At 60.4% G+C, this 26,527-nt stretch carries 25 protein-coding genes; 6 read left to right on the forward strand and 19 right to left on the reverse strand.

Annotated elements, in window-relative coordinates:
• Positions 1 to 3: 3 nt before the first annotated feature.
• The 3 genes from E6W33_RS02950 to nhaR form a co-directional block, all read right to left on the reverse strand.
• Complete coding sequence (locus E6W33_RS02950) at positions 4 to 588, reverse strand: chalcone isomerase family protein (protein WP_136414089.1); 585 nt, start codon at positions 586 to 588, stop codon at positions 4 to 6.
• A 53-nt stretch (positions 589 to 641) separates the two neighbouring features.
• Entirely contained in the window at positions 642 to 2,339 is a 1,698-nt protein-coding gene (locus E6W33_RS27780) for a methyl-accepting chemotaxis protein (protein ID WP_136414091.1), read from the reverse strand.
• A 224-nt stretch (positions 2,340 to 2,563) separates the two neighbouring features.
• A complete protein-coding gene (nhaR, locus tag E6W33_RS02960; RefSeq protein WP_136414093.1) occupies positions 2,564 to 3,472 on the reverse strand; it encodes a transcriptional activator NhaR in 909 nt (302 codons plus the stop codon).
• A 178-nt stretch (positions 3,473 to 3,650) separates the two neighbouring features.
• Here nhaR and E6W33_RS02965 point away from each other — a divergent pair, with 178 nt between their 5' ends.
• Both E6W33_RS02965 and E6W33_RS02970 read left to right on the forward strand, forming a co-directional pair.
• A complete protein-coding gene (locus E6W33_RS02965) occupies positions 3,651 to 4,340 on the forward strand; it encodes a Bax inhibitor-1/YccA family protein (RefSeq protein WP_136414095.1) in 690 nt (229 codons plus the stop codon).
• A gap of 76 nt (positions 4,341 to 4,416) precedes the next feature.
• On the forward strand, positions 4,417 to 5,193 hold the full coding sequence (locus E6W33_RS02970; protein WP_136414097.1) for a TerC family protein: 777 nt from the start codon (positions 4,417 to 4,419) through the stop codon (positions 5,191 to 5,193).
• A gap of 85 nt (positions 5,194 to 5,278) precedes the next feature.
• On the opposite strand, the gene E6W33_RS02975 is transcribed toward E6W33_RS02970, so the two are convergent.
• Both E6W33_RS02975 and E6W33_RS27930 read right to left on the reverse strand, forming a co-directional pair.
• The gene (locus E6W33_RS02975; protein ID WP_136414099.1) at positions 5,279 to 5,680 is read right to left on the reverse strand and encodes a hypothetical protein; all 402 of its coding nucleotides are present in this window, start codon (positions 5,678 to 5,680) and stop codon (positions 5,279 to 5,281) included.
• 26 nt (positions 5,681 to 5,706) lie between these two features.
• Positions 5,707 to 6,489, reverse strand: coding sequence for a nuclear transport factor 2 family protein (locus E6W33_RS27930; RefSeq protein WP_211097211.1), 783 nt, complete (start codon positions 6,487 to 6,489; stop codon positions 5,707 to 5,709).
• A 153-nt stretch (positions 6,490 to 6,642) separates the two neighbouring features.
• On the opposite strand from E6W33_RS27930, the gene E6W33_RS02990 reads away from it, so the two are divergent.
• Positions 6,643 to 7,449: a helix-turn-helix transcriptional regulator gene (locus E6W33_RS02990; protein WP_136414101.1), complete on the forward strand. Its 807-nt coding sequence runs from the start codon at positions 6,643 to 6,645 to the stop codon at positions 7,447 to 7,449.
• Between the two features lie 2 nt (positions 7,450 to 7,451).
• Here E6W33_RS02990 and E6W33_RS02995 read toward each other — a convergent pair whose 3' ends face one another.
• The 8 genes from E6W33_RS02995 to E6W33_RS03030 all read right to left on the reverse strand — a co-directional run bounded on the left by E6W33_RS02995 (position 7,452) and on the right by E6W33_RS03030 (position 15,838).
• Entirely contained in the window at positions 7,452 to 8,138 is a 687-nt protein-coding gene (locus tag E6W33_RS02995; protein ID WP_211097213.1) for a 4-hydroxythreonine-4-phosphate dehydrogenase, read from the reverse strand.
• 33 nt (positions 8,139 to 8,171) lie between these two features.
• Positions 8,172 to 10,799: an EAL domain-containing protein gene (locus tag E6W33_RS03000; protein ID WP_136414103.1), complete on the reverse strand. Its 2,628-nt coding sequence runs from the start codon at positions 10,797 to 10,799 to the stop codon at positions 8,172 to 8,174.
• A complete protein-coding gene (locus E6W33_RS03005) occupies positions 10,757 to 11,392 on the reverse strand; it encodes a SpoIIE family protein phosphatase (protein WP_136414105.1) in 636 nt (211 codons plus the stop codon). Before E6W33_RS03005 ends, E6W33_RS03000 begins: the two co-directional genes overlap by 43 nt.
• Before the next feature lie 4 nt (positions 11,393 to 11,396).
• The gene (locus E6W33_RS03010) at positions 11,397 to 11,801 is read right to left on the reverse strand and encodes an anti-sigma regulatory factor (protein ID WP_136414107.1); all 405 of its coding nucleotides are present in this window, start codon (positions 11,799 to 11,801) and stop codon (positions 11,397 to 11,399) included.
• Complete coding sequence (locus tag E6W33_RS03015) at positions 11,788 to 12,168, reverse strand: STAS domain-containing protein (protein ID WP_136414109.1); 381 nt, start codon at positions 12,166 to 12,168, stop codon at positions 11,788 to 11,790. Before E6W33_RS03015 ends, E6W33_RS03010 begins: the two co-directional genes overlap by 14 nt.
• Positions 12,169 to 12,179: 11 nt before the next feature.
• The gene (locus tag E6W33_RS03020; RefSeq protein ID WP_136414111.1) at positions 12,180 to 13,154 is read right to left on the reverse strand and encodes a protoglobin domain-containing protein; all 975 of its coding nucleotides are present in this window, start codon (positions 13,152 to 13,154) and stop codon (positions 12,180 to 12,182) included.
• A gap of 316 nt (positions 13,155 to 13,470) precedes the next feature.
• Entirely contained in the window at positions 13,471 to 14,784 is a 1,314-nt protein-coding gene (locus E6W33_RS03025; RefSeq protein ID WP_136414113.1) for an MFS transporter, read from the reverse strand.
• Positions 14,777 to 15,838, reverse strand: a complete 1,062-nt coding sequence (locus tag E6W33_RS03030) for a MerR family transcriptional regulator (protein WP_136414115.1) — start codon at positions 15,836 to 15,838, stop codon at positions 14,777 to 14,779. The genes E6W33_RS03025 and E6W33_RS03030 overlap by 8 nt, the downstream gene beginning before the upstream one ends.
• Before the next feature lie 391 nt (positions 15,839 to 16,229).
• On the opposite strand from E6W33_RS03030, the gene E6W33_RS03035 reads away from it, so the two are divergent.
• Positions 16,230 to 17,324 carry a hypothetical protein gene (locus E6W33_RS03035; protein WP_136414117.1) on the forward strand — a complete coding sequence of 365 codons (1,095 nt, stop codon included), beginning with the start codon at positions 16,230 to 16,232 and terminating at the stop codon, positions 17,322 to 17,324.
• 95 nt (positions 17,325 to 17,419) lie between these two features.
• On the opposite strand, the gene E6W33_RS03040 is transcribed toward E6W33_RS03035, so the two are convergent.
• Positions 17,420 to 17,698, reverse strand: coding sequence for a hypothetical protein (locus tag E6W33_RS03040; protein WP_136414119.1), 279 nt, complete (start codon positions 17,696 to 17,698; stop codon positions 17,420 to 17,422).
• Between the two features lie 152 nt (positions 17,699 to 17,850).
• Here E6W33_RS03040 and E6W33_RS03045 point away from each other — a divergent pair, with 152 nt between their 5' ends.
• Positions 17,851 to 18,831 (forward strand): 2-dehydropantoate 2-reductase, encoded by a 981-nt coding sequence (locus E6W33_RS03045; RefSeq protein WP_136414121.1) that lies wholly within the window; start codon positions 17,851 to 17,853, stop codon positions 18,829 to 18,831.
• Positions 18,832 to 18,835: 4 nt separating this feature from the next.
• Here the strand turns inward: E6W33_RS03045 and E6W33_RS03050 are convergent, their stop codons facing one another.
• From E6W33_RS03050 to E6W33_RS03070, 5 genes are all read right to left on the reverse strand, one after another.
• Complete coding sequence (locus tag E6W33_RS03050) at positions 18,836 to 19,219, reverse strand: hypothetical protein (RefSeq protein ID WP_136414123.1); 384 nt, start codon at positions 19,217 to 19,219, stop codon at positions 18,836 to 18,838.
• A gap of 53 nt (positions 19,220 to 19,272) precedes the next feature.
• On the reverse strand, positions 19,273 to 19,899 hold the full coding sequence (locus E6W33_RS03055) for a 3'-5' exonuclease (RefSeq protein WP_136414125.1): 627 nt from the start codon (positions 19,897 to 19,899) through the stop codon (positions 19,273 to 19,275).
• Positions 19,900 to 19,972: 73 nt separating this feature from the next.
• Positions 19,973 to 21,208 carry a hypothetical protein gene (locus E6W33_RS03060; protein ID WP_136414127.1) on the reverse strand — a complete coding sequence of 412 codons (1,236 nt, stop codon included), beginning with the start codon at positions 21,206 to 21,208 and terminating at the stop codon, positions 19,973 to 19,975.
• A 328-nt stretch (positions 21,209 to 21,536) separates the two neighbouring features.
• A complete protein-coding gene (gene kdpE / locus E6W33_RS03065) occupies positions 21,537 to 22,235 on the reverse strand; it encodes a two-component system response regulator KdpE (RefSeq protein ID WP_136414129.1) in 699 nt (232 codons plus the stop codon).
• Positions 22,232 to 24,325 (reverse strand): DUF4118 domain-containing protein, encoded by a 2,094-nt coding sequence (locus E6W33_RS03070; protein WP_348983145.1) that lies wholly within the window; start codon positions 24,323 to 24,325, stop codon positions 22,232 to 22,234. The genes kdpE and E6W33_RS03070 overlap by 4 nt, the downstream gene beginning before the upstream one ends.
• A gap of 225 nt (positions 24,326 to 24,550) precedes the next feature.
• Here E6W33_RS03070 and E6W33_RS03075 point away from each other — a divergent pair, with 225 nt between their 5' ends.
• Positions 24,551 to 26,509, forward strand: a complete 1,959-nt coding sequence (locus E6W33_RS03075) for an APC family permease (protein WP_136414133.1) — start codon at positions 24,551 to 24,553, stop codon at positions 26,507 to 26,509.
• Positions 26,510 to 26,527: the final 18 nt, after the last annotated feature.

The raw sequence follows: 26,527 nt of genomic DNA on the forward strand, positions 1-26,527 counted from the left end.
GGATTAATTGCCGCCGATCAAGGCCTGTTTCAGGCTGCTGTCGGCCGGCTTCTCGCCCAGCCAGATTTTCAGGAAGGCATTGTAGAAGGCGATGTCGGGAAGAACTTCGCCGACCGGCTTGTCGTTCACCAGCACATGCATGCCGGACCCCGGCACCCAGTCATTGGTGATGGTGTCGCCCGCCTTCAAGGCCGGAATGGCGGCAAAGATCTCGCCCATCTTCATGGTCTGATTGACGAATTTGGCCTTTTCCGTCTTGTCGGAATTCTTGTTCAGACCGTCCATGAAAGCCTGCCCCATTTCTTCGCTGTTGATGTCGCGTACCAGCACCAGGCGCATGCGGCGCGGACCGTTCGACGCCAGGATGTCGGGCACGGTTTTCTTTTTCTCGGTCAGGTACAGGCCGGCCACATAGACCTTGAAGATGGCCCAGCTGCGCACCCCGGCGCCGTTCAGTTTCAGCTCCTGGTTCGCCACGCGTACGCTGTCGGGCAGCTTGACGCCGGCGACCTCCGCGGCAATCACATTCTGACTCAGTCCTGCCACCAGGCACCCGAGGGCCAGCAGCCACTTGATGCGCTTGCTCATTGTCTTGCTCCTTCGTGAAATTATTTATATGAATCGAGCTTGCTCTGAGTACCTCAGAACTCCTCCCAATCGTCTTTGTTGTCGAGTGCTGGCACGCGGGGTACCGCCGCCAGTTTTTTCACCTTCGCTTGCGCCCGCGCTTGTGCCGCCGGCGCCGAGATATTGGTCGCAAGGCTGCGGCCGACCTGATCCGCGACGGCCAGCGCGCCGTCGATCTTGAACACGCTGACCAGTTGCGCGAGGCTGCCCGCCTGGTTCTGCATGGTTTCCGCCGATGCCGCGGCCTCTTCGACCAGTGCCGCGTTTTCCTGCGTCACGCTGTCCATCTGCACGATCGCATGATTGACTTGCTCGATGCCGGCGCGCTGCTCCTCGCTGGCCGCGGTGATCTCATGCATGATGTCGGTCACGCGCCTGACGCTGGCCACCACTTCGTCCATCGTCGCGCCGGCCTGGCCGACCAGCTTGCTGCCTTCTGCCACCTTGTCGACCGAATCGCCGATGAGCGTCTTGATCTCCTTTGCCGCCGAGGCCGAACGCTGCGCGAGGTTGCGCACTTCGCTTGCCACCACCGCGAAGCCGCGTCCCTGTTCGCCGGCGCGCGCGGCTTCCACCGCCGCGTTGAGTGCCAGGATGTTGGTCTGGAAGGCGATGCCGTCGATCACGGCAATGATGTCGACGATCTTGCGCGAGGAAGCGTTGATTGAGCCCATGGTTTGCACCACTTGCGACACCACGGCGCCGCCCTTCTCCGCCACTTCGGATGCGGACGCGGCAAGCTGGTTCGCCTGCCGCGCGTTTTCGGCGTTCTGCCGCACGGTGCCGGTCAGCGTTCCCATCGATGCCGCAGTCTGCTGCAGCGCACTGGCCTGCTCCTGGGTATGACTGGACAAATCCATGTTGCCGCTCGCCATCTCGCGCGAAGCGGAGGCCATCGTCTCCGCACCGGCCCGCACCTCGCCGACGATCTTCGACAGGCTCTCATGCATGTCCTTGAGCGCTTGCATGAGCTGACCGGTTTCATCCTGCGTGGTGATGCGGATATCGCTGGTCAGGTCGCCATCGGCCACCCGCTTGGCGATCGTCACCGCTTCGGTCAGCGGCGCGGTGATCCTGCGCGTCGTCAGGAAGCCGACCAGCACGCTGAGCACACTCGCCACCGCGGCCAGCAGCAGGATCAGGTAGCCGGTGCCATGCGCGGCCTCGGTCGACATTTCGCCGGCCTGTTCCATCTCGCCATGCTGATATTTGATGAAGGCATCGAGCTGCTCGAAGTACTTGGTCTGCAGCGGCCGCACCGAGAACATCAGCTTCACCATCGCATCGTCTTTCTTGTCCTCGTTGACGAGGGCGACGAACTTGTTTTGCGCCGGGACGAACTTGTCGCGCAGCTCGACGATCGCCTTGAGGTGGGCACGTCCCTGTTCGTTCGTGATGCTCTTCTGCAAGCGGGCAATGGCCTCGTCCATGCTCTTGTTGCGCGCATCGATGTTGGCGAGTTCCTTCTTGATCTGCCCGGCGTCGGCCATGATCAGCACATTGAGCATGCTGCGCACGCTTTCATTGAGCTCGGACTTGATGGTATTGGCGATGACCGTCTTGGGATAGCGGTCCTTGACCAGTGTGGCGATTTCACTGGTGAGGCTGTCGATCCGGACATAGGAAAGAGCCGCCAGCATGATTAACAGTACGGTAACGACGCCGAATGCGAGCGCCAGCCGCTGACCGATGCGCAATCTGCCGAGTTTCATTTTGCCTCCGAGGCCCACTTTGGGAAGTGGCAAGTTTCAGGTCCGTCATGGACAAGCCTGCAGGAATGGTCTTTTTGTATTTGCCATTTCATCTATCCCTGCGATGATATTTCAGCGGAGCAATGCTCGGCAATGCGTTTATTGCCATATGGCAATAAAGTGAATCTTTACTCTAATTTTTGCTGCGCAGCAGCAGAGCAATGAGGAATGGCGCAGTCGCCGGATCAGGCTGCAAAAACGCTGCTATGGCTGGCGTTGAGAATGGCTTCGACCGCAGGGTGCTTGATCTTGCGTTCATTGGAAATGGCGAAGAACTGCTCGCGCACCTGGGTCAGCTCGCCGACCGGCAGCGCGCCGAGCTGTTCCTTGACGTCATTGGCCAGGGCAGAGGGCGCGGGAAACAGGCCCATGCCGCTGCGGCCGAAGGTGTTCAGCAAGGCATTGTCGTCGAACTCGCCGACCACGTCCGGGCGCACGTCGTGCGATTCAAACCAGTGGTCGATGCGCCCGCGCACCGCGTGATTGCGCGTGGGCAGCAAGAGCGGCGCGCCGGTCAGCCGTGAAGGGAAATCCGGCTGATAACGTTCGGCAAGCTCCGGCAAGCCGAACAGCATCAATTCGCTTTCCCCCAGCAAGTGGCTGAACACGCGCAAGGTGGTGCCCGACGGCACGGGACGGTCGGTCAATATGACGTCCAGCTTGTGCACCGACAACTCGCCGAGCAGCGATTCAAAATCGTCTTCATGGCATACCAGCTTGACCTTGTTCGGCAGCTGCAGCGCGGCTTCCAGCAGGCGCGCCGCGGTCAACTTGGGCAGGGAATCGGACAGGCCGACCGTCAGGCGCATGGTGCGGCCGATGTCCGGCTCGGTCAGCACCTCTTGCATCTGTTCGCCGAGCAGGAAGATCTGATCCGCATAGCTGAGCGCGACGCGACCGGCCTCGGTCAGGACCAGGCGGCGCCCCTGCGGCGCGAGCAGGGCCTTGCCGAGCGATTGTTCCAGCAGGGCAAGCTGTGCGCTGATGGTTTGGATTGCCACATCCAGCCGCTCGGCTGCGCGCGTGATGCTGCCCTCCTTGGCAACCACCCAGAAGTAATACAGATGCCGAAAGTTCAGGTTGGTGTTTTTCATGCTTCCGTTTTTACGAAGTATTTATCATATTATCTTCGCTTTTTAAAACAAGGCAAGGCATTTATCCTTGCTGCGTAACTGAAACGGGAGGCGTCCCATGTGACCCGACTTTCCTGAGCGCGCCTGAGTGCGCGAAAAGGTTTGACTGTTTGAATACGCTTTATCGAAAGGATGCATCATGAATGATCGTTACCAATCACTCCGCACGCAAGGTTTCGGCGCACGCGCCGCCACCACCGTGATCGACGTCGCGGCACATCGCGTGCTGCGCAATACCTACATGCTGCTGGCGATGACGCTGGGTTTCAGCGCGCTCACCGCCGGCGCGTCGGCCGCGCTGCGCCTGCCGCATCCCGGCATGCTGATCACGCTGGTCGGCTATTTCGGCCTGCTGTTCCTGGTCAACAAGTACCGCGACCGCGGGCTCGGCGTGGCGCTGGTGTTCGCGCTGACCGGCTTCATGGGCTATACGCTCGGCCCGGTCATCGGTCATTACCTGAACATGCCCAACGGCACGCAAACGGTGATGATGGCGATGGGCGGCACGGCGGCGATCTTTCTCGGCCTGTCGGGCTACGCGCTGGTTTCAAAGCGTGACATGACCTTCATGGGCGGTTTTCTGACAGTGGGCGTGCTGGTTGCGTTCCTGGCTGGCCTGGCGGCGATCTTCTTCCAGGTTCCGGCGCTGTCGCTGGCCGTCTCGGCGGTGTTCGTCCTGCTGATGTCGGGCATGATCCTGTTCGAGACCAGCAACATCGTGCGCGGCGGCGAAACGAACTACGTGATGGCGACGCTGAGCCTGTATGTGTCGATCTTCAACCTGTTCACCAGCCTGCTGCATCTGCTCGGCTTCGCCAATAACGAATAAGCGTGGCCGCTTGGCCATGCCAGAGGGTGTCGCGGTCTGGACACCCTCGTTTTTTTAATCCCCGGAATACATCACCATGCTAGAACTGCTCAGTGATCCGCAAGTCTGGATCGCGTTTTTTACGTTGACCGCGCTGGAGTTGGTACTCGGTATCGACAACATCATTTTCATTTCGATCCTGGTCGACAAACTGCCGGCGGCCAAACGCGAAATGACACGCCGTCTCGGCCTGTTCTTTGCGATGTTCATGCGTATCGGCCTGCTGCTGACGCTTTCCTGGCTGGTCGGCATGACGGCACCGCTGTTTTCCGTGGCTGGCTATGGTTTTTCGGGGCGCGACATTGTGCTGCTGTGCGGCGGCCTGTTCCTGCTGTGGAAGAGCGTCGGCGAAATCCATGAAACCTTCGAGGGCGCCGAAGGCGGAAGCGCTGCCGCAATCAGGCGTACCTTCATCGGCGTCGTGCTGCAAATCATGGTGATCGACCTGGTGTTTTCGCTCGACTCCATCATCACCGCCGTCGGCATGGTCGACCAGATCGCCGTGATGATCGCCGCCGTGGTCGCTTCAGTCAGCCTGATGATGCTGTTTGCCAGCCCGATCGGTCGCTTCATTTCCGAGCACCCGACCATCAAGATGCTGGCTCTGTCCTTCCTGGTGGTGGTCGCGGTGGTGCTGATCGCGGAAGGTTTCGGACACCATGTGCCGAAGGGGTATATCTATGCGGCGATGGCCTTCTCGCTGATGGTGGAAATGCTCAACATCCGCCTGCGGAAACGCAGCGCGCATGCGCATGCTTCGCCGACGCACTTCGTGCATGACGACCGGGCGACAAAACCCCGAGCGCCGCAGTGAGCGTTTCCGGTTCAGGATCTGGCACGACGAACTCGACCGGTCTGCCGTCTCCGCCATACGGCTTGCCAGCGGAAACGGCAACCTTTCAGACGGCAAGAGCGGTGTTCTTGCGCAAGCCGACATATTCCAGTTCCGCCAGCACGGCAACAGCCAGCGCCTGCGCCGCGACGAAGGCCGTCCCCGCCAAGTTGGGCGTGACCCATCCGGACAACAGCAGCGCGATACTGTCGACCACCCACAGTGCATTGCCCAGGATGACCGCCCAGACCCAGCGCGGCGAGACTTGCTCGCGCGTGCCGACATAGGCGACCAGCGCGGCAAACGGCAGCAGGATCAAACCGGCTTCGCGCAATAGCGCGGACGGCAGTCCGAGCAGCGGCGCAAGAAAACCGGCATCGAGCGTGAGCAGCAGGCCGGTGCCGAAACTGGTCAGCGCGTCGGCCAGCAGCACGCGGCGCAGGAAGGATGAGGATTGGGTATTGAACATGGCAAGCTCCTTGGTGAATGAAGAAATCAGACGGCTGCGCGCTGACGCGAATGCGACGCGGCCAGCACCTGGATCAAGGGGTGGTCGCAAAAGATCCGGTTCTCCGCGACCAGTCCGTCACGCACACGTACGCGGTCGACGCCGGTGAATTCGAAGGGCGCGTCATCGAAGCTGCCGCGCGCAATCCAGCGGATGAACACACAGTCGCCGTTGGCGGCATGCTCGGCCACTTCCAGGCGAAAGTCCGGCACCATTGCGATCAGCTCGGCGATGCGCTGCGTATATGCGTCCACGCCGCGCACCGGTTCGCTGCCCGGCCAGTAGCCGACCACGTCCGGCGCAAGCGCGCGCGGCACCAGCGCGGGATTCGGCTTGGCCCAGAACGCCGCGAAACTGTCGACCGACCAGCCATGCTTCTTCTGCACCGGCGCCTCCGGCATGGGATCGAAAAAGCCGGTCAGCTTGCATAAACGGCCATCGGCCACGACGCCGAAATCGGTGCCTTGCGCGCGCATCGCGTCCGGCGCGTCGGCATCGACAGGCGCAAGCCGCCATACGAAGCGCACGCGATCCTGCAAGGCATCGATGTCGCCATGGCGCGATACGCGATGCGCGGGAAAACGCTGCTGCATGGCGGCGATCATCGCGTCGATGCCATCATGTCCATAGGCGTGCGTCAGCGGATCAAGAAAATCCGCATCCTCGGTGAATACCTGCGCGATCAATGCGCGGCGGCGCGGCGCATCGGTCTCGCTCCATACCGCGATATAGCGCTCAATCAATTCGTTCAATTCGGTCTGTTCGCTCATGTCTGGCTCCATGCATGCAGTTGGAAAGTCCGCTTGCAGCAGTCGATTGTGTGCTGCGACGGTGACTGCATGTTCGTGCACGATGCGCGGCAAGTCGATTACGTCGGAGGTAATGGGAAGGCTTGAGCGAGTTGCGCTATGATCGACGCCATCATGTCAACCACCCGTCCTGTCGGAGAATTCCTGCGCGAATGGCGCCAGCGCCGTCGCCTGAGCCAGCTCGACCTCGCACTCGAGGCCGAGATCTCGACGCGCCACTTGAGCTTCATGGAAACAGGGCGCGCAACACCCAGCCGCGAGATGGTGCTGCGCCTGGCCGAACGCCTCGATATTCCGCTCAGGGAACGCAACACGCTGCTGGTTGCCGCCGGTTTTGCGCCGCTCTTTCCTGAGCGGAAGCTGGAAGATCCGGCACTGGAACCGGCACGCAAGGCGATGGAACTGGTGCTGGCGGGACACGAGCCTTATCCGGCGCTGGCGGTCGATCGTCACTGGAACCTGATCGCGTCCAACAAATCGGTGCCGCCGCTGTTGGCCGGTGTTGCACCCTTCCTGCTGCAAGGGCCGGTCAACGTGCTGCGCCTGAGCCTCCATCCGGAGGGTGTCGCGCCGCGCATTACGAACTATTGGGAATGGCGCGCGCATCTGTTCGAGCGGCTGCGACACCAGATCGGCATCAGCGCCGATCCGGTCTTGATCGAGTTGATGAATGAACTGGCGGAATATCCTGCGCCGGCCGGTGTCGTTCCGCATGCGAATACCGCCGGACAGGAATACGCCGGCGTGGTGGTGCCGTTTCAGCTGCGCACGGAAACCGGAACTTTGTCCTTCATCAGCACCACCACGGTGTTCGGCACGCCGATTGATGTCACCTTGTCGGAATTGGCACTGGAGACTTTCTTTCCCGCCGATGCGGCGACCGCGGAAGTGCTGCGTTCGCTAGCGGCAAACGCTGCATGAACTCAGCCGCGCTGCGTCATTTCAAGGATTGCCTGGACCTGTGTTTTCAGCGCATCTTCAATTGCAGCAGACGACGGCAGGAAACAGCGATCGAACACGGCGCTGCCGATCGTGAAGGCCCATGCACCGGCGCCGCACATGGCTTGAATGCGTTGCTCGCAATCGATACTGCCGGCGGTGATGACAGGCAGGTCGACGGCTGCGATCACCTTGCGCGCGAGTTCCTCCGCATCCCCTGAAAAACGATAGGCGAGCAGATCGAGCCCGTGCACGCCCGGCAGCGACGCGAGGCGGCGGGCGTCATTCACCACTTCGTCGATGCTGCCGACAAGTTGCGTCGGATGTCCGACCGTCTCGCCGCAGAATGGAAAATAGCGGATGCCGCTGCCGCGCAACAATGGCGCCGCCTCTTCCGCATGGTGCCCGCCCAGCAGATAATCGACACCGAGTTCGAGCGCCGCATGCACCGACCGCAACTCCGCATCGCGCGTGGTGCTGACGACTTCCAGCATCACTTGCCGCCCATCGCGATGCATGTCCCGGGTCAACGCGGCCAGTTCGGCAAACGGCAGGCCGATGTCCTTGAAGCCGACGTATCGCACGCCAGTCTGCGCGACCTCCGCGTACGCCGCCTGCGCGTGCGCGACCGTCCGGTCGTTACGGGTCAGCATCAGGATGAATTGCGCCATCGTGCTTTCCTCGCCTTGCCTTCCTGCCGGCGCTTACTGCGCTGCCAGCATCGGTCCGATCTGCCTGCTGGGCAAGGGGACACTGCAGTAAAAGCCCTGCAACTGATCGCAGCGCAGCAACTTCAGCAGCTTGGCCTGTTCCTCATCGTCGACCCCTTCCGCGATCACGCTCAGTTCGAGCGAATGGGCGAGCGAGATCACCGAACTCACGATGGCCAGGCCTGACGGGCTGCGGTTCATGTTGATCACGAAGGAGCGGTCGATCTTCAGCAGATCGATGGGCAGGCGCGTGAGGTAGCTGAGCGAGGAATAGCCGGTGCCGAAATCATCGATCGCGATCTTCATGCCCATATCCTTGGCCGCGCGCAGCTTCTCGATATTCTGGTCGATATTTTCCATCAGAATGCTTTCGGTGATTTCCAGGTCGAGCATGCGTGTGCCGTCCGGGATCTGCTCGCCGATGCTCTTGAGCGAATCGACGAAATCCCGATGCCGCAGTTGCACCACCGAGACATTGACGGCGATCGGCGGCGGCGTCAGCCCTTGCGACACCCAGCTCTTGTAATCGGAAATCGCCTTTTCCATGATCCATTGGCCGACCGGCAGGATCATGCCCGTCTCTTCCAGGATCGGAATGAAGGAAGACGGCAGTATCAGCTCCGATGCCGATTGCTGCCAGCGCAGCAGGCATTCCAGCCCGACCACGCGATCGCTGCCGGTATGGATTTTCGGCTGGTAGTACAAGGTGAATTCGCCGCGCTCGAGCGCGCGGTACAAACGGTTCTCCAGTGTCAGGCGTTTCGCCACGCTGGCATTCATCTCGCGCCGGTAGAACAGATAGGTATCGCCGTTCTTCTGCGCTTTCTTGAGCGCGATCTCGGCATTCTTGTAGAGCGTGTCGCGATCCGCGCCGTCGCTCGGGAACAAGGAGATCCCGGCTTTCACCGCGACGTACAGCTCGTAGCCGCTGACTTCGAACACCGGCTTGAAACAGCCTGCAATCAACCGTTCCAGCATGTGGGCCGCATCGGCCGCGCCCTTGATATCGGCCAGCATGATTGCGAATACGTCGCCGCCAATATGCGCCAGCGTATCGTGCGAGGAAACGAGGCGCTGCAGCCGCGCGGCCGCCTGCTTGAGCAGCGCGTCGCCGATATGGCGCCCGAAGCTGTCGTTGACGTTGGAGAAGCGTTCGATGTCGAACAGCAGCACCGCCATGGTGCGTTTCTCATGCCGGGCGACCTCGATCTGGCGCTGCAGGCGGTCGAAGAACAGGTCGCGGTTGGGAAGATTGGTCAGCGCATCGTAGTAGGCGAGATAATTGATCTGCTCTTCCTTGATGATGTGGTTGAGCGCATAGGAAATATCGTCCGCGAGTTCGGACAGCAGCTTCATTTCTTCGCGATCGAAGAAACGGATTTCGCTTGCGTACAGGCAGAGTACGCCGATCGGATGCCCGGATTCGCACAAGGGCAGGACCACCAGGGAGTGATAGCCCATCTCCAGGAATTCGCGCTTGAAGCTCAGCCGCCGGTCATGCTCGATGTCGTTGCAAACCACCGGCTTGCTGCAGTCCACGACGCGCGTGATGACCGAGCGCTCCATCAATACGCGCGCGGAAGCTCCGGAAGTCACCTTGCATGAACCATTTCCCACCGCGAGGCTGGAAACCGCCAGCGCGTCGGGTTTGCCGAAACCAACCCAGGCCATCTTGAACTTGCCCTGCTCAACCGCCACGCGGCACACTTCCTGCATCAGTTCCTGGCGGTCGTTGATGCGGATGATGGCCGCATTGATGGCGCTGGTGATGCCCTGGATGCGGCTCAGGCGCGCGATCTTGCGTTCCTGGTTCTTGCGCTCGGTAATCACCTCGGTGAACATGATGATGCCGCCGATCTCGCCCTGGTCGGTATACCAGGGATGCACTTCCCAGCGCACCCAGTCGATCGAGCCGTCGGCGCGGCTGAACTGCACTTCATCGCGCTTGTCGACGTCGCCGGCGAGGCAGCGTCGATAGATCTCGCGCCATTCCGGCGGCGTTTCCGGAAACACTTCGTAGTGCGACAAGCCGGTGATGTCGCGGTCGCCGAGGCGATAGTCGACATGCCAGCGCGGACTCACCAGCACGTAACGCATCTCCTTGTCGAGCATCGCGACGGCGGCCGGATTGTGCTTGATGAACAGGCGCATGCGCTCTTCGCTCAGATGCAGCGCCTGGCTTTGCTGACGCAAGGTTTCATTGAGGGTGCGCAATTGTGAAATGGTTTCCACATAGCCGCGATGCATCATGTCGAACGGTGCCAGCGCCTGTCCCAGGAACTCTGCCGCCTTCGCCAGCAAGTGAATGCCATCCTCGTCGAACGATAATTTTTTTCGGAATTCGTCCGACAGCAATGCCGACTGGTGAATTTCATTCAGGTTGAGTACGCTTAACTGACTGGTCGCGCCGCGCCTTCCGAGCTCATAGGCATGCAGCAAGGCGGCTTCATCGCTTTCGCCCCGCAGATATTCAAGCAATGCCATCCGGTACTCATTCTGGTATTCCACGTACTCGCTGTCGGGAGCGTTATCCCGTGCAATATCTCGCTGGGGATTGTTGCGCGACGCGAGAGAATAGGTCAGTTGCGTACGCCTGTGGAATCCTTGTTTTCGCCTGTCCATTGCACCCCCAGCACCAATGCGTCGTCGGTATCGCGTGCATGTGCGTAAAAAATTTGATTCACCAACTGCTGCGGTTGTTCCACGTGCCGCAGGCCATGCAGGAATGCGCTGCAGATGCCATCGGTGGCGAACAGCAGGAAATCGCCGGGGCAGATCGGCAAGCTTGCCGGCGCCAGAGCAGGCAGACGATCGCCGACGATGCCGCCGCGCGGCAGGATGGAGACCGGCTTGGCGTCGGGCTCAGCACGCAGCAGCATGCCTTCCACATTGCCAACCGCCACCCAGCTCAGCGTATTATCGGACGCATTGATGGACGCCGCAGTCAGGACCGCGCCGCGCGTTTTTCTGAGTTCCTGGTGGCAGCGCTGGATCAGGATAGCCAGTGGCTCATCGGCGTGATCGGCCAGCGTGGAAACCGCGGCTTTGGCCGCGATGCAGGCATCCTCACCATGCCCAAGGCCATCAACGACCGCGATCAGCACGCCTCGTGCATGCGGCGCGATCACATACTGATCTCCTGACTCGCGCTCTCCCGGCATCGGCCGTGCTGCAACCCAATACTGCAAGAACGGCATGCTGCCGGAAGAGATCATGCGGTCACCGTTCCCATTTCTTCATTGTGATCACGGTCCCCTTGCCCACTTCGGAAACAATGTCGAATTCATCCATCAAGCGCTTGGCGCCGGGCAAACCGATGCCCAAGCCCTGCGAGGTCGTGTAGCCGTCCTGCATCGCCAGGCCAAGGTCCGGAATGCCCGGCCCCTGATCGCGCACGATGACGAGGATGCCGCGCTTGCCGCCCTGCTCCACGATCTTGAGGTGGATACAGCCCGACTTCGCATACAGTACGGTATTGCGCGCAATCTCCGAAATGGCGGTCGCGACGATGGTGCGCTCGGTATTGCTGAACCTTAATAATCCAGCCAGTTCTTTTCCGTATTGGCGTGCCTTCAGCACGTCGAGATCGGACCTGACCGGAATCGCCGTTTCATGTTCGGCCATTGACGTTATCACTTCGCGCTCCATTGGACCGTAGAATCGAAAGCCCATCCTCCAGATCCAGTGCCAAAATAGTGTCCTCGAGCGTCAGGCCGAGCTGCACCATCGAAATTGCCACATCGGGTTGAATGCCGGCGACCACGGTTTTCGCGCCGAGCAGCTTGGTCATGTGCGCTATGCTGCGCAGCGTGCGTGCGGCGAAGGAATCCATGATGTCGAGCACGGTGACGTCGATGAGAACGCCACGCGAACGGAATTGCCGTACCTTGCCTATCAGTTGATCGCGCAGCGCCAGCAACTCCTGATCGGTCAGTTCTCCCTGAATGGACGCAATCAGGAAGTGCTCCTGTTTCAAGATGGGGACAAGCATCGGCATGCCTTTCAAGCCTGGTCAGGCTGATTCTCGTCGCCAACCGGCCCCTTGATGACCTTGTATCCGCTCAATTGTTCGGCGCGCTCGACGCCGCTCAGCATATCGCCCACGGTTTCGATACGGCCAAGGTCGATGCCCAGCGTCACCAGCGTCAGCGCGATTTCCGGCGCGACGCCGGAGATGATGACTTTCGATCCCATCAGGCGCGCCGCTTCCACGGTCTGGACCAGATGGCTGGCCACGCGCGAGTCGACATAGGGCACGCCGGTGATATCGACCACCACGACTTTGGCGCGGTTGTCGCGTATGGCGCGCAGCAACTGCTCGGTCAACTGGCTGGCGCGGAAGGAATCGATCATGCCGACGATAGGCAGGATCAGGATGCCTTCGCGGAAGGGCAGCACCGGTGTCGATAATTCCTTGATCGCTTCCTGCTGCTGGCCGATCGTCCGTTCGCGGGAATCGATATAGGTGTCGATCGCCAGCCCCATGTCGAAGAAGGTCAGCTTCATCAGCGAAAAAAAGATGTCGTGTGCCTTGGCCTGATCATCCTTGTATCGCTCGAAGATACGCATGCCGACGGCGCGCAGGTAGAAGCTGTACATGCCGAGATAGGACTTGATGGGCAGCGATATGCGCTCATGCACGGCACCGACTCTCAGTCGGTTTTCGACGTAATTTTCGTCGTAGTGGCCTTGGGTGAGACGAAGGAAGTATTGTTTTTGCGCATTCTTTACATGCGCCAAAACCTTGGGATCGGAAAAAAATGCGCGGGTGTCTTCGAAGTTCAGTATGTGGCGGTAGAAGTCCTCGATGACTTCTTCCGCGTATTCGGCGGCAAGGGTGTTGACCTCGCCAAGTCTGGCTTCATCTTCATTCCGGAATTCCAGAAATTCCTTGCGTTCCCGAATTTCCCTGTCGTCAATGTTGAGGCTCTTTAACAGAGCCACCCATTCCTTTCTGCGGCTTGCTGGCGCATCCATGGATCCGGCCTCCGTTTGTTGAAATATGCCTGCCGTTGGGCGTTGTCGCGCCACTCTCCCGGTTGCAACAAGCCATTTTTCAACGTCGACACCAGGGCGTCGGTCGATAGGGATGCAGGAGGGCGGTTCATCGGGCTCCCACATTGACCCGGAGAGCGCTTTTTTGACATCGTTCCGCGTTGCATAGTTTCCGGTAGATTGAGACTTATCGTGTTGCGATTAAACATGAAACCGATGTTTCCTTCAGAAAGAAAAAGGCGAACAACGGACGCTGTTCGCCCGCTGTTTTCCTTTTCGGAGTAGGTATTTACTGCGGTCAGCGCTGGGTTTCGGCGCCAGAGCGGGCATCGGTGATCGAACGCATGCCGGAGGTGAGCAGGGCGATGCCGACGATGAGCACAAGCAAGGCGCCGCTGGCGGCAAACAATTGCACCAAGGACACGCTGCGCATCAGCCAGCCCGTGATTGCCGAAGACATCGGCGCGATGCCCATGAAGATGAACATGAACAGGCTCATGGTGCGGCCTAGCATGGCGGGTGCCGCGTGGCGCTGCAGCCAGGTGTAGATATTGACCTGCAGGAAGCCGCCAAGCGTGCCGATAACCAGCAGCAGCGCAATGCCCTGCCATGTTGCCTGAACCAGTCCCATGGGCATGAACAGGATGCCGATGATGCCGTCAATCAAAAGGATCGTGCTGCCGAAACTGCCAAAGCGCAGATGCGGCTTGATTCCCGTTACCGCCATCCCGAGCAGCGTCCCTGCGCCATGCGCGCCGGCAAGCGCGCCGAAGGCCGCCGCACCGGCACCGATATGGTTGGCAAGAACGGGGACGGCGACCTGGACCGGCCCGGTGATGAAGAATGCGACCGCCGCCCAGTACAGGAAGCAGGTACGCAGGCTGTCATCCTTCCAGCAATAGCGCAAACCTTCGCCTACGGCTTTTTTCACGGATTGTTGCGCGGCGGCATTCACGCCCTGCCGCCCGTGTACTTCCCGCATCGCGACTTTTGCCAAGGTCCATGCGGACACGGCAAAGCTGATGGCGTCGAACAGGAATGCCAGTCCCAGGCCGCGCGCATCTTTCACCACGCCGACATCGCTGCCATGGCTGAACAGCGCGATCAGCAAGCCCGCCAGCAGTGGCCCGGCGAACATCGACATCTGGCGTATGCCCATGAAGATGCCATTGGCTGCCTGCAACTGCTCGCGCGCCACCACATGCGGCATGATCGAGGTGCCGGCCGGAATGCTGAACGCGGTCGAGAGCCCGATCGCCAGCGCAAAGGCATACACCATCCCGACATTCAGCACGCCGGTAAATACAGATACGGCCAGCGCTGCAAGCAACAGCGTGTTGATGTACTTGGTCAGCATCGCCACGCTCTTGGGCGAATGGCGATCGACCAGCGCGCCGCCGACGAGAATGAACAGCGCGCGCGGAATGCTCATGACCGCCAGCACGGTTCCCAGCACCAGCGGGTCGCCGGTCATTTTCAGGACCAGCCAGGGCAAGGCGATCAGGGTGAACTGGTCACCCAGCATGGAAATGATCGCGCCGGCCGCCAGCCAGCGAAAGTTGCGATCCTGGAAAAGCTTCTTGTCTTGTTCGTTGCTTGCGGGTTTATCCATTGGAGGTTCCTGTTCTTCGTTGTTGTTGCGCGACCAGATGTCCGATGCCCTCTTCCAGGAAGGCAATCATCTCTTTGCCGACCCCGGTGCCGATCAGCAGATGCGGCTCTCTCTCGTGGGCGAGCCGGATCTTTTCATGGACTGCGGGATCATCGCCCCATACCGCGCAGCTTACCGCGAGCCACTCGGCGCACAAGCGCTGGCCGGCCGGGCCGCGAGGATCAATGCCCTGATCAAGCATGTCGCGCAGCTCGGCAGAGAGTTCAAGCCAGCGCGGTCGGCATTTTGCAAACTGTTCCAGCGACGGCTGCACCGGGATATCACCCAGGTACTTGCGATAAATGCTCATGCGATACGTCATCGATGCGGTCGCCATGTAGTCGATCATCGTGCCATCGACCCCGCTCAGCGCCTGCACCGCCGATTCATTGCGATGCATCGCATCGAGCTTCCTGATCAGGCGCGGATCTCCACCCATGCGTTCATGCACCAGTGCCATCCACGGCAGCGACAAGGCTTGCACTTCCGCGCTGTCGGGAGGGACATTGCGATCCATCAGGCTGCGGATCTTCACGATCAGCGCCTTCGACTGCGAGGTGACTTCCTTGTTGGCGGCGTCGCGCAGAACACGCAAGGTCGCGAGCTCGTCCCTGGTGAAGTACTTGTCGTACATCGACATCATTTCCAGCGTCACCAGCCAGTCCGACAGGTCGGGCTCGACATTGCCGGCCACGTGTTTCAGCAATCCCTGCAGCCGGTCGCGCAAGGCGATGGTGCGGCGTGCCTGCAAATCGAGCAGCGCGATCTGCTGTTCGATCACGGTCTGCAAGTCGGTGCTGTCGCCTTCCAGCAGCGAGGCGATGTCGGCGAGCGACAGGTCGAGCCGGCGCAAGGCCTGGATGCGATGCAGGCGTTCAATGTCCTGCCGGTCGTACAAGCGGTAACCGGAATCGGAACGCCCCGACGGACACAGCAGCTTGATGGCATCGTAATGATGCAGCGTGCGCACCGTCAGCCCGGTGCGTTTGGCCAGCTCGCCAATTTTCAGCAGCATGGGTTCTCTCCTTGATGACAACAAAAGATAAAGCCTCACGCCACGTGAGAGTCAAGCGCCTTTGCCGTGTCGCGCCAGTATAGCGACGCCGGCAAGCGGGCGCGCAATGAGGCGAACTTGTAACAGTCTGTGCGCCGTTTGCCGCGCCGTTGAGTGTTATCAAAGGAGGCGTGTTTCCTGTCAGCGATGATGGCTCAAAGCACAAGAAATCAGGGAGCTTTTCTTTTTCTTGAGGTGGTCTGTGTTGCATGCAAATCTACGAAGCCGAATCAGCGCAGTTCTTGTTTCTGTTTTTCTTGCCGCCTGTGGCGGCGGCGGTAGCGGAGCCGATACCGCACAATCCGGAGCCAGCCAAACAACATCACAGCAGCAAAGCAGCGCCCCCGCGCCATTGGCGCCCTCTTCCAGCAACAGCGCGCCCGCTCCCGTCGTCGGCGGCGTTTCCGAAACCAAGCCGACTGCAGGTAGTACCGCAAACGAACCCGCCGCTGGCAGCAACACCAACACTACTTCCACAAGCCAGGCCGATGCGACCAAAGCACGCTTCAACCAGCCGGTCGGCATCGCGAGCGACAGCAACGGCAACCTGTATGTCGCCGATTCCGGCAATTACACCATTCGCAAGATCGCATCTTCAGGCGTGGTCACGACGCTGGCCGGTTCGCCCGGCATCAGCGGCGATGCGGACGGCACGGGACCTGCAGCGCGCTTCGGCAATTTGAAGGGGCTTGCAGTCGATGCGGCCGGCAATGTCTACGTGGTCGACAGCAACGCGATCCGCAAGATCGCACCGAGCGGCGCGGTAAGCACCGTGGCAGGCATGCCCGCCGCAAGCGGTGACGCTGACGGCAGCGGTGCCGCGGCGCGCTTCAACCAGCCATGGGGAATCGCCTCGGATGCGGCCGGCAATCTGTACGTGGCCGATGGCGGGAACTATCTGATTCGCAAGATCACGCCCGCCGGCGTGGTGACGACGTATGCCGGTACGCGCGGCATGCGTGGAACCGCCAACGGCATGCGCGACGCCGCGACCTTCCTCGGTCCGCAAGGCATCGCGATCGACCCGGCCGGCAGCCTGTATGTCACCGATTGGTACGGCCCGCCCGCACCGAACATCCCGGAAGGCAGCACCTTCATCCGCAAGATCGCGGCAAGCGGCCAGGTCAGCACCATGGCCGGCAACTTCAACGGCGAAACCGGGCCGGCATTGTTCCTCGACACCTTCGCCATTACCGCGGATGCCTCCGGCAACGTCTACCTCGCCGCCGGGCGCAGCGTGCGCAAGGTGAGTTCTTCCGGCGCGACCAGCACCATCGCAGGCCCGACAGACCAGTTCGATTCGCTGTACGGCATCACGATCGACGGTGCGGGGAATCTGTTTGTCTCCGACACCTCGGCGAATGCGATCGACAAGGTGACGCAGGATGGCAGCATCACACTGGTAGCCGGAAAGCGAGGCGAGGCCGGCAGTACCGACGCGCCGTAGCCCAGGTATCGGGCGCGCTGCCCAATACCAATGCACGAAAAAAAGGCCGGCTATAAAAGCCGGCCGTAAAGTAATGCACCAAGGATGGTGGGGAACTACTCGTATTTTCCGTGTGCAAGCAGGTTCATCAGCTTGTCGACTTCGCTGCGCTCCTGCGTCTGAAAACTGTTAAGGAATTTCTGATACGCCTGCGGATCGGATTTGCTGCGCTCTGCGAACTCGTCGATGGACATCGGTTGCGGAGCGCGTCGGGTGGCGACCGTGTCCGGCTTCTGGGCGGCGCTGGCAAGTCCGATGGCATGCAGGACGTCAGGGCTGCGCCAGGCAAGCCCGCAAATCGCCACAAGCAACATGAAGAGCAGCTTCTTCACCATACCCCCCGAAACCGGCATAAAAACAGGTTCAAAAGTTACCACACGCTCGCCTTGCGATACATACCATGAACATGTGAATCCCGACATCGCGCAAGCAATTGCGCGAGGCGTTACACTTCCCTGCGCATGAACAACAGCTGTCAAGGAAGAACATGAAGATTGCGATCTATGGCGCAGGCGCTATCGGCGGCCTGATCGGTGCACGACTGGCAGTTGCCGGCTGCGAGGTGAGCGCCGTCGCGCGCGGCGAAACGCTTGCCGCACTTAATGCCCATGGCATGCGTATCCAGGCACAGGGCACCGTCACCAGCGTGCCGCTGCGCGCGCATGCCGATCCTGCGGCGCTCGGCGTGCAGGATGTGGTCGTCATCGCGGTCAAGGCGACCGCGATGCAGGAAGTGGCGGCGCGCATCGCGCCACTGCTGGGACCGGATACGCTTGTCGTCACCGCGATGAACGGTGTTCCCTGGTGGTTCTTTGCCGGAGACGAGCTTCCCTATGCCGGCACGCGCTTGCAATCGCTCGATCCGGACGGCGCATTGCTGCGCGCCATCCCTTTCCGGCAAGTCATCGGCTGCGTGGTGCACCTGTCGAGCTCCTGCCCGCAACCGGGACTGGTTCGGCTGGGCTTCGGCAATCGCCTGATTCTCGGCGAACCGGCGGGCGGCCGCTCGACGCGTGTCGATGCGCTGGCCGCGCTGCTGCAGCGCGCCGGTTTCGAGGCGGAAGCGAGCGCCGATATCCGCACCGATATCTGGTACAAGCTGTGGGGCAACATGACGATGAATCCGGTCTCGGCGCTGACCGGCGCGACCTGCGACAGGATTCTCGACGATCCGCTGATCCACGATTTCTGCCTGTCGGCGATGGCGGAGGCGGCACAGATCGGCGCGAAGATAGGTTGTCCGATCAGCCAGAGCGGCGCGGATCGCATGGAGGTCACGCGCAAGCTCGGCGCATTCAAGACCTCGATGCTGCAGGACGCGGAAGCGGGCAAGGCGCTGGAAATCGACGCGCTGATCACCGTCGTGCACGAGATCGGCAAGCTGGTCGGCATCCCGACGCCGTCAGTCGATGCATTGCTCGGCCTGGTGCGCCTGTACGGCAAGGTACGCGGCTTGTATCCGGCCTAGACATTCAAAAGCACTGTATCCAGTTCCCGTTGCTCTGACATGGGCGGCCGTTCTTGTCGAGGAAGGTGCCGCCGGTCCCGCCTTCGTAGCGGCGGCCGTCGCTCCAGCATCCGCCCGGGTCACAGGTGATCACGGGGACGGGTGCGCCTGGCGCGACCGGTGCGTTGCCCGGCATGGCGGGCGGCGGGATGCGCGGCGTGGATACTTGCGGCAAGGGCACATGGGCCGGCATGCGGGTCAAGGGCGGCCGGGGTACTGTCGGTTCTGCCGGCCGATCAGGAAAGCTGGCCACATCGCGCGGCGTGTGAGGATGGATCTGCACCGAGGTGCATCCGGCAAGCAGGATCGCCAGTGCGGACAGAGCAGGACGGACAGGACGAGCAGACATGCTTGACGACCATTCGCGGAATCGTTTCCGTGTAGACCACTCCCGTTGGCGATCTATCCGTGACCGCGCAACTCGCGCTCCAGAAAATCCGGCACCTTGGCAGCGCTCAGCGCGCCCACCTTCGCCAGCAGGCGTGTGTCGATGCTCGCTACCCCGTAGGTGCGGCGCAGATGTTCGCCGATGTGGAGCAGCACATTCGCGCTCACCTCGGCGTCTGCCTCCGCGCGGTGGGCCGTGCCCTTGAAGCGGATGCCGAGCGAGGATGACAAGGTGCCGAGCTTGTAACTCGGCAAGCCGGGAAACACGCGCCGCGACAGTTTCAGCGAACAGATCAGGCTGCGGTGTTCCGGTTCCAGGCCGAGATCGCGGCTTTCTGCCCGCAGGAACTTCTCGTCGAAGCTTGCGTTATGTGCCGACAGCGCATCGGTGCCGATGAAGCGCAGCAGTTCCGGCATCACGCGCGACACGCAGGGCGCGGAATCGACCATCTGCTGCGTGATTCCGGTGAGGCTGGTGATGAAGGACGGCACGCGCACATGGCAATTCACCAGCGAGACGAAACGGTCGACGATGCGCCCGCCTTCGATGCGCAAGGCAGCCACTTCCGTGATGCGTGCGCCAGCGGCCGGACTGAGGCCGGTCGTTTCGAAGTCGAGCATGATGATGGGGTCTTGATACATAAACGGCTCTGCAATGAGGCAGGAAAGTTTTCGGTTGCCGTCGCCGAAAGCATTTCCTGCGTGAATACGATGATTACTTCCCGAACAAGCCTTTCAGCAATTTGACCGGATTGGGCAGGTTCGGTGCCTGCTGGCCCTCTTCCCCGGCGCTGCTTGCGTCGCTCGCGCCCTGCCTTCCCGCGCGCGGCTGACGACCGCCGTCCTCCATGCCGAGCATGGTCATGCCGGTCGACTTGATGCGCACCCGCGCGGTCCACTCCGGCTGCCAGTCCGCCGCTGCCTTGGCGGGGCGGGCGGGATAGGACAGGTTCAGTTCCGGTCCGTAGGCAATCATGTTCAGCATCGCGCCTTCGGCCTTGTCGAAAATGCCTTTCGGCACGGTGCAATTGACGGTCGACGGTGCAAGGATGACTTTCTGTTGCAGCAGCTTCGCGATCTGCGCCGGCGCCTGATAGGTCATCAGGCTCCAGCCATTCTCCGGCTTCTCGCTCGAACTCCAGAAAATCATGTCCCGCGCGCCGTCCGGCCCGGATGCCGCGCCCTGCGCCTGCAGGAAATAGCCCTTCGCATTCTCCATCGCATTCCATGCCACCTGCACGCCTTCGCTCGGCATGCCTTTGGTACTGAGCTGCGCCTTGGGCAGGAAGTCATGCGCGGCGCCGACATTGAACTTGAGGCTGGCCGGCACACCGTCACCGCTCACTGCGTGCTCGCCAACCAGCGAGGCATTGTCCGGCACGCGCTTGCTGTCGCGCTCGTTCGGCCACAGGGAATGCCCCGGCCTGCCCTGCACGCCCTTGCTCGGCGCGCCGTGGCTGGAGAAGAATTGCGCAAACTCCGCGTAATCCTGCTTGCCCAGATCGAGCACCTTCGGCTGGCCGGGACGAATCGTGTCGCCACAACCCCAATACAGCAGGATGCGCCCTTTCGGTTTCTCGGCTTCGCCCGGCCCGTCGCTGCGCGCACCCTGCGGCTCCTGCTTCGGTCGGTACGGCATCAGCAACAACGAGGAACCCATGTTCATGCCGCCGGGGATCGCATGCGTGCCTTCGACGCCCGACGGATGGGCGCGCACATACAACTCGGCATCCAGCAGCTTGCCGCGCTCGCCCATGCCCATCGAGCGGCCGAAGTTGTTGCCGCCCATCAGACCGCCGCCCATGCCGCCCTCTTCCGGCATGCCGGGAATCGACATATTGCTGGTGGACAGATCGACCCAGTATTGCGCAGCGGGGCCGCGCGACTGGGCTTGCGCCGCGACGGCGAACATGGTCAGACAAAGGGCGAAGCTGAGGCGTGCTGTGGACATTGTTGTTCTCCGTGGTTTGTCGAGGGGTGCGTTACCACTTTTCCAGGCGCCGGCAGGCGCTCAGCGTGCGCGGATCACGGCGAATTCTGACAGAAAAGCCGCACGCGGAATGGAATCGGCCTGCAATATTTTCCGCACGGGAGGGCGAGGCATATTGCCCGGGAACAAAGCATGCGACGGAAAAAAGATTTGAAAACGGCCGGCACTATTCAGGAAAGGCTATCTTCAAAAGCCCTGTGAAGACCATCAACAACGAATGGCCAATAGACAACGTTCATGAAGCGCTCTCGATAGCGGCAATTGGGCGGCCATTGTCGCTCGCGGTCAATCAGCACGGCAAAACGAGTCGATAGCCGACCGCAGTCTCGGTCAGCAAATATTTGGGTTGTGCCGGATCATCTTCGAGTTTCTGCCGAAGGTGTCCCATATAGACGCGCAAATAGTGACTGCTCTCCGCATGCGTCGGCCCCCAAACTTCGCGCAACAGTTGTGGGCTCGTTACGACCCGCCCTGCATTGCCGATGAGTACTGTCAACAGGCGAAATTCGATCGGCGTCAGATGTACTACCTGTCCTGCTTTGCTTACCGAGCGCGCGCTCAAATTGATCTCGACATCGCCGAACTGCACCAACCCATGCTCATCCGCATGCGGCTGGCGTCGACGACGCTGCGCCGCACGTATGCGCGCAAGCAGTTCTCCCACGCCGAATGGCTTGGTAAGGTAGTCGTCGGCGCCCCAGTCGAGCGCCTTGATTTTGTCGGCCTCGCCAGTGCGCGCCGACAAGACAATGATCGGCACGGAAGACCATTCACGCATCTTGCGGATGAAATCGACGCCGTCTCCGTCCGGCAGCCCCAAATCCAGAATGACCAGATCCGGTTTGCGGGCACCGGCATCGATCAAGCCGCGTTGCATCGACGCCGATTCAACAATGCGCCATCCTTCGGCTTCCAGTGAAGTCCGCAAGAAGCGCCGGATCTGAGGCTCATCTTCGACCAGCAGGGCAATCGGGCTTGGTTCAGTCATGATCCGCGTCGCAAATGATGAAGATCCGTCTCATGCACATCCGGCATTGCCGGTGGTTGGCCAAGTGGCAGCGTGAAGACGAATGAGGCGCCGCCATCCGGCGGAGTCTTGGCGTGGATCGTGCCCGCATGCGCCGAAATAATGGCTTTGCAGATGGCCAGCCCAAGTCCGACTCCGGGTGTGGACGACTCATTGATGCCGCGGGTGAATTTTTCAAAAATGAGCTCTTCGCCACCGGCTGGCAACCCAGGCCCGTTATCGCGAACCGTGATAGCCAGGAACTGGTCTTTCACTTGCGCGGCGATGACGATGCATGATCCGGCCGGCGAGTATTTTGCCGCATTTTCCAGCAGATTACAGAGGACACGCTCAAGCAGCACCGCGTCAAATTGCACCAGCGGCAGATCACGCGGAAGTTCGGTCTGGATCCGATGCGCTGTCAGTTCAGAATGGCTTGCGCGCAGTGCGCTCCCAACCACCTCTTCGAACGGTTGCCATTGCAGATTCAGTTTGACTGCGCCACTCTGGAGCCGTGCCATATCGAGCAGGTTCGACACCAGATTACTCATTCGCAACGCTTCGTCATGCAGCGCCTGCGCCAATTCTTGCTGTACCGGCGCCAGCGTCGGCCTGGACCTCGACAGCGATTCAGACAGCCCCACCAAAGCGGTAAGCGGTGTGCGCAGGTCATGCGATAGGGCCGAAAGCAATGAATTGCGCAAGCGCTCCGATTCAACCCGCACCGAAGCCTCCTGTGCGACGTCGATGTAGTGCACGCGCTCCAGCGCGATTGCTGCGAGCGTGGCAAACGTGTCGAGATGCTGTCGTTGTTCCGGAATGAGCAGTCGGTGCCGATTCTCCGGCTGAATGACCAGTACGCCCCGTGTACGCATGGGCGCCACCAACGGCAAATAAAAGAAACCGCTGCTTGGGAGTATGTGGGTCCCGGTGCCGGCCGGTTCCGCATGGTCGAACGCCCATTGCGCAATGCCGGTATCGAGTACCGTCATCCGTGTTTCTGTTCCGGGGTCGCGCCAGGAATGTGGGGGTGATTGCAATCGCCCGGCATCATTCGGCAGCAGCAAGGTCGCCTTGGCTCGAAAGGTGCGTTGGATGAACTTGCGCGTGATCTCGAAGACCTGAGCCGGCTGAAGCGCGCCGGATAGCTCGCGCGAAAATTCATACAGCGCCCGCGAGCGGGACTCGCGATGCGAAGCCACGCGTGCCTGGTAGCGCAAGTCCGCGGTCAGGTGCGTGACAATGAATCCCACTGCAAGCATCACTGCGAAGGTCACAAGGTATTGGAGATCGCTGACAGAGAAGGAAAATTGCGGCGCCACAAAAAAGAAATCGAAGGCTGCGACACCGACCAATGTCGCAACGATTGCCGCGCCGCGCCCGAGTTGCACTGCGGTCAGCACCACGGTCAGCAAAAACAGCATGACGATATTGGCTGGATCCAGATAGGGCGACAGTGGCGCTATTGCAAGCGCCGTCGCCAGGCTGGCTGCTGCGGCCCATGCATAGCGCGATAGCCACGAGCTTCGATACGGCGCAGTAGCGGCTTCGCCCTCTGCCGCTCCGATCGCATTCGCATACCCGTCCTTTTCCGGAGCAACAGGATCGACTAAAGCCGGTTTGCTGATTTCAACCAGGTCGACGTCAGGTGCATAGGCTGCAATGCGCATGAGAAGTGTTGTGCGCCATGGCCACGCAGAATGGCCACGCCCCAGGACGATGATCGATGCCGCATGGCTGCGCGCGTATTCTGCAATGGCTTCCGGAATATTATTGCCGGCCAGGACAGCCGCGGTCGCTCCCAGGTCTTGCGCCAGCTTTAACGTCTTCAGAATCCGTTCGCGATGTGCCAATGGCAGGCGCTGTAACTTCGATGTTTCGATATAAGCCGCATGCCATTGCGCATTCGATTGCTTGGCCAACTCCGCGGCCCGGCGGACGACATGCTCAGACCATAATCCGGGGCCGACGCAGACCAGCAATGAAGAGCTCGTGCTCCTTACCGGGTCGCTCTGGCCCTCATCGCGCTGCGGTGTGTTGGAGACAGCTCGTGGAAAATCGGTCGAGAACATAAATTGTCGCTTCGTTGCACCTACTTTGCCGTCGATTGTACCCGGCCGCTTGATCCGGGCCTTCAGAATATCCGACTCCATACAGGGACTTTGATTTTGCCGAACGGGAAGGCGGAACGGTGTAAAGAAAATATAAAAATTTCAATGCGGTGCCTTTCACGCAGAACGCCGGGCTTATTATCACCAGCGTGTTCTACGCCGTTCGCATAGCTGCGAAAACCCATTATGAAGTCTGCAAAGATTCGCGAAATTTTGCTTGGCAAGCCGCTCGACCCACTGAAAACGGAAACCCGGCATTCATTGGCCCTCGTTGCTTTCATCGCCTGGGTCGGGTTGGGGGCGGATGGACTGTCCTCATCTGCATATGGCCCCGAAGAAGCTTTCAAAGCACTGGGCCCGCATGGACATTTCGGCCTATACCTTGCGATTGCGACGGCCGTCACGGTATTCATTATTTCGCTCGCTTACAACCAGATCATCGAACTCTTTCCGACCGGCGGCGGCGGTTACCGCATTGCGACCGTATTGATCGGACCCCATGCCGGCCTGGTCTCCGGTGCGGCGCTGATTGTCGATTATGTGCTGACCATCTCAATCTCGGTCGCCAGCGGCGTCGATGCCTTGTTCAGCTTGTTACCGGTCGGCGCACAATCGTACAAACTGACACTGGAACTGACAACGGTTGTCATCCTGTTGTGGATGAATTTACGTGGCGCCAAGGAGTCGATCAAGATCCTGCTGCCGATTTTCATGGGCTTCGTGATTACGCATATCGCGATCATTCTGTACGGTGTGGGAGTCCATGCTTCTGCCATACCCGCGCTACTTCCCGACACGATTGTCGAGACCAGAAAGATGGCGGCAGAGACCTCGTGGATTTTCACCATCGCGCTATTGCTCAAGGCGTATTCACTTGGCGGCGGCACCTATACAGGGATTGAAGCCGTTTCCAATAACGTGAATTCACTGGCGGAACCGCGGGTCCATACCGGCAAGATGACCATGCTGTACATGGCATTCAGTCTTGCCTTCACGGCTGGCGGCATCATTTTGCTCTATCTGTTATGGCAAGCCACACCGGTAGAGGGTCAGACGCTCAACGCAGTGGTGTTCAGTTCAATCCTGGGCCATATGGGATTTGGCGGCGCCTCGCTGGGCGTCGCGCTATCGACCACCTTGGCCTTTGAAGCCGGCTTGCTATTGGTGGCCGCGAATACGGGCTTTCTGGGTGGACCGTCCGTATTGGCAAATATGGCTGCGGACTCGTGGGTGCCGCACAAATTCCGTTATCTGTCCACGCGGCTGGTCACGCAAAATGGCGTGTTGGTGATGGGATCGGCTGCGTTTGCGCTGCTGTTCTGGAGCGGTGGCAAGGTGGATTTGCTGGTGGTCCTTTACAGTATCAATGTCTTCTTGACATTCAGTTTGTCGCTTGCAGGATTGTGCCTCTACTGGTTCAAACATCGACAGGATGGCGGACATTGGAAACCGCGCCTGATGTTGTCCGCGACCGGTTTGCTGGTGACATCGAGTATTTTGGTGGTCACGATCGTCGAAAAATTCTTCGAGGGCGGTTGGATGACACTTCTGATCACGGCCCTCGTCATCGCTGCCTGTCTCTATATTCGCGCTCATTACCGGGACACAAAGGAAAAGATCCGCATGGTGGATGAAGTATTTGCTCATCAGCCATTCGGCGCCCATGTCGGCGAATTGACTCCCGATCCGAATGACCAGACGGCGGTATTCATCGTAGGCAGCTCGCGCGGCGGGGGGCTGCACGCCCTGTTATGGGTGCAGCGCATGTTTCCGGGGCATTTCAAGAACTTCATCTTCGTCAATGCGAGAACGGTGGATGCGCACGCCTATGGCGGCGAAGGAGAGGTCGCGAAAATGCGAGCGCAGGCGAAAGCGACCTTGAACTATTTCGTCGATTTTTGCCATAGTCATGGCATGGCGTCAGCCGCTTATCTGGGTTTCGGCACCGATGCCGTGGTCGAAATCACCCGACTGTGCGATGAAATCAGCAAGGAATATCCGAATTCGATTTTCTTTACCAGCAAACTGGTTTTCAGGGACGACAACTGGTTTACCCGGCTATTGCATAACCAGGCGGCGTTAGCGATTCAGCGGCGATTGCATTTTGACGGCCTTCAAATGGTGATTCTGCCAATGAAAGTGTGAGCGAGCCTGCCGACGCTC

It is taken from the genome of Herbaspirillum sp. ST 5-3, from assembly GCF_004804275.1.
Taxonomy (GTDB): Bacteria; Pseudomonadota; Gammaproteobacteria; order Burkholderiales; family Burkholderiaceae_D; genus Noviherbaspirillum.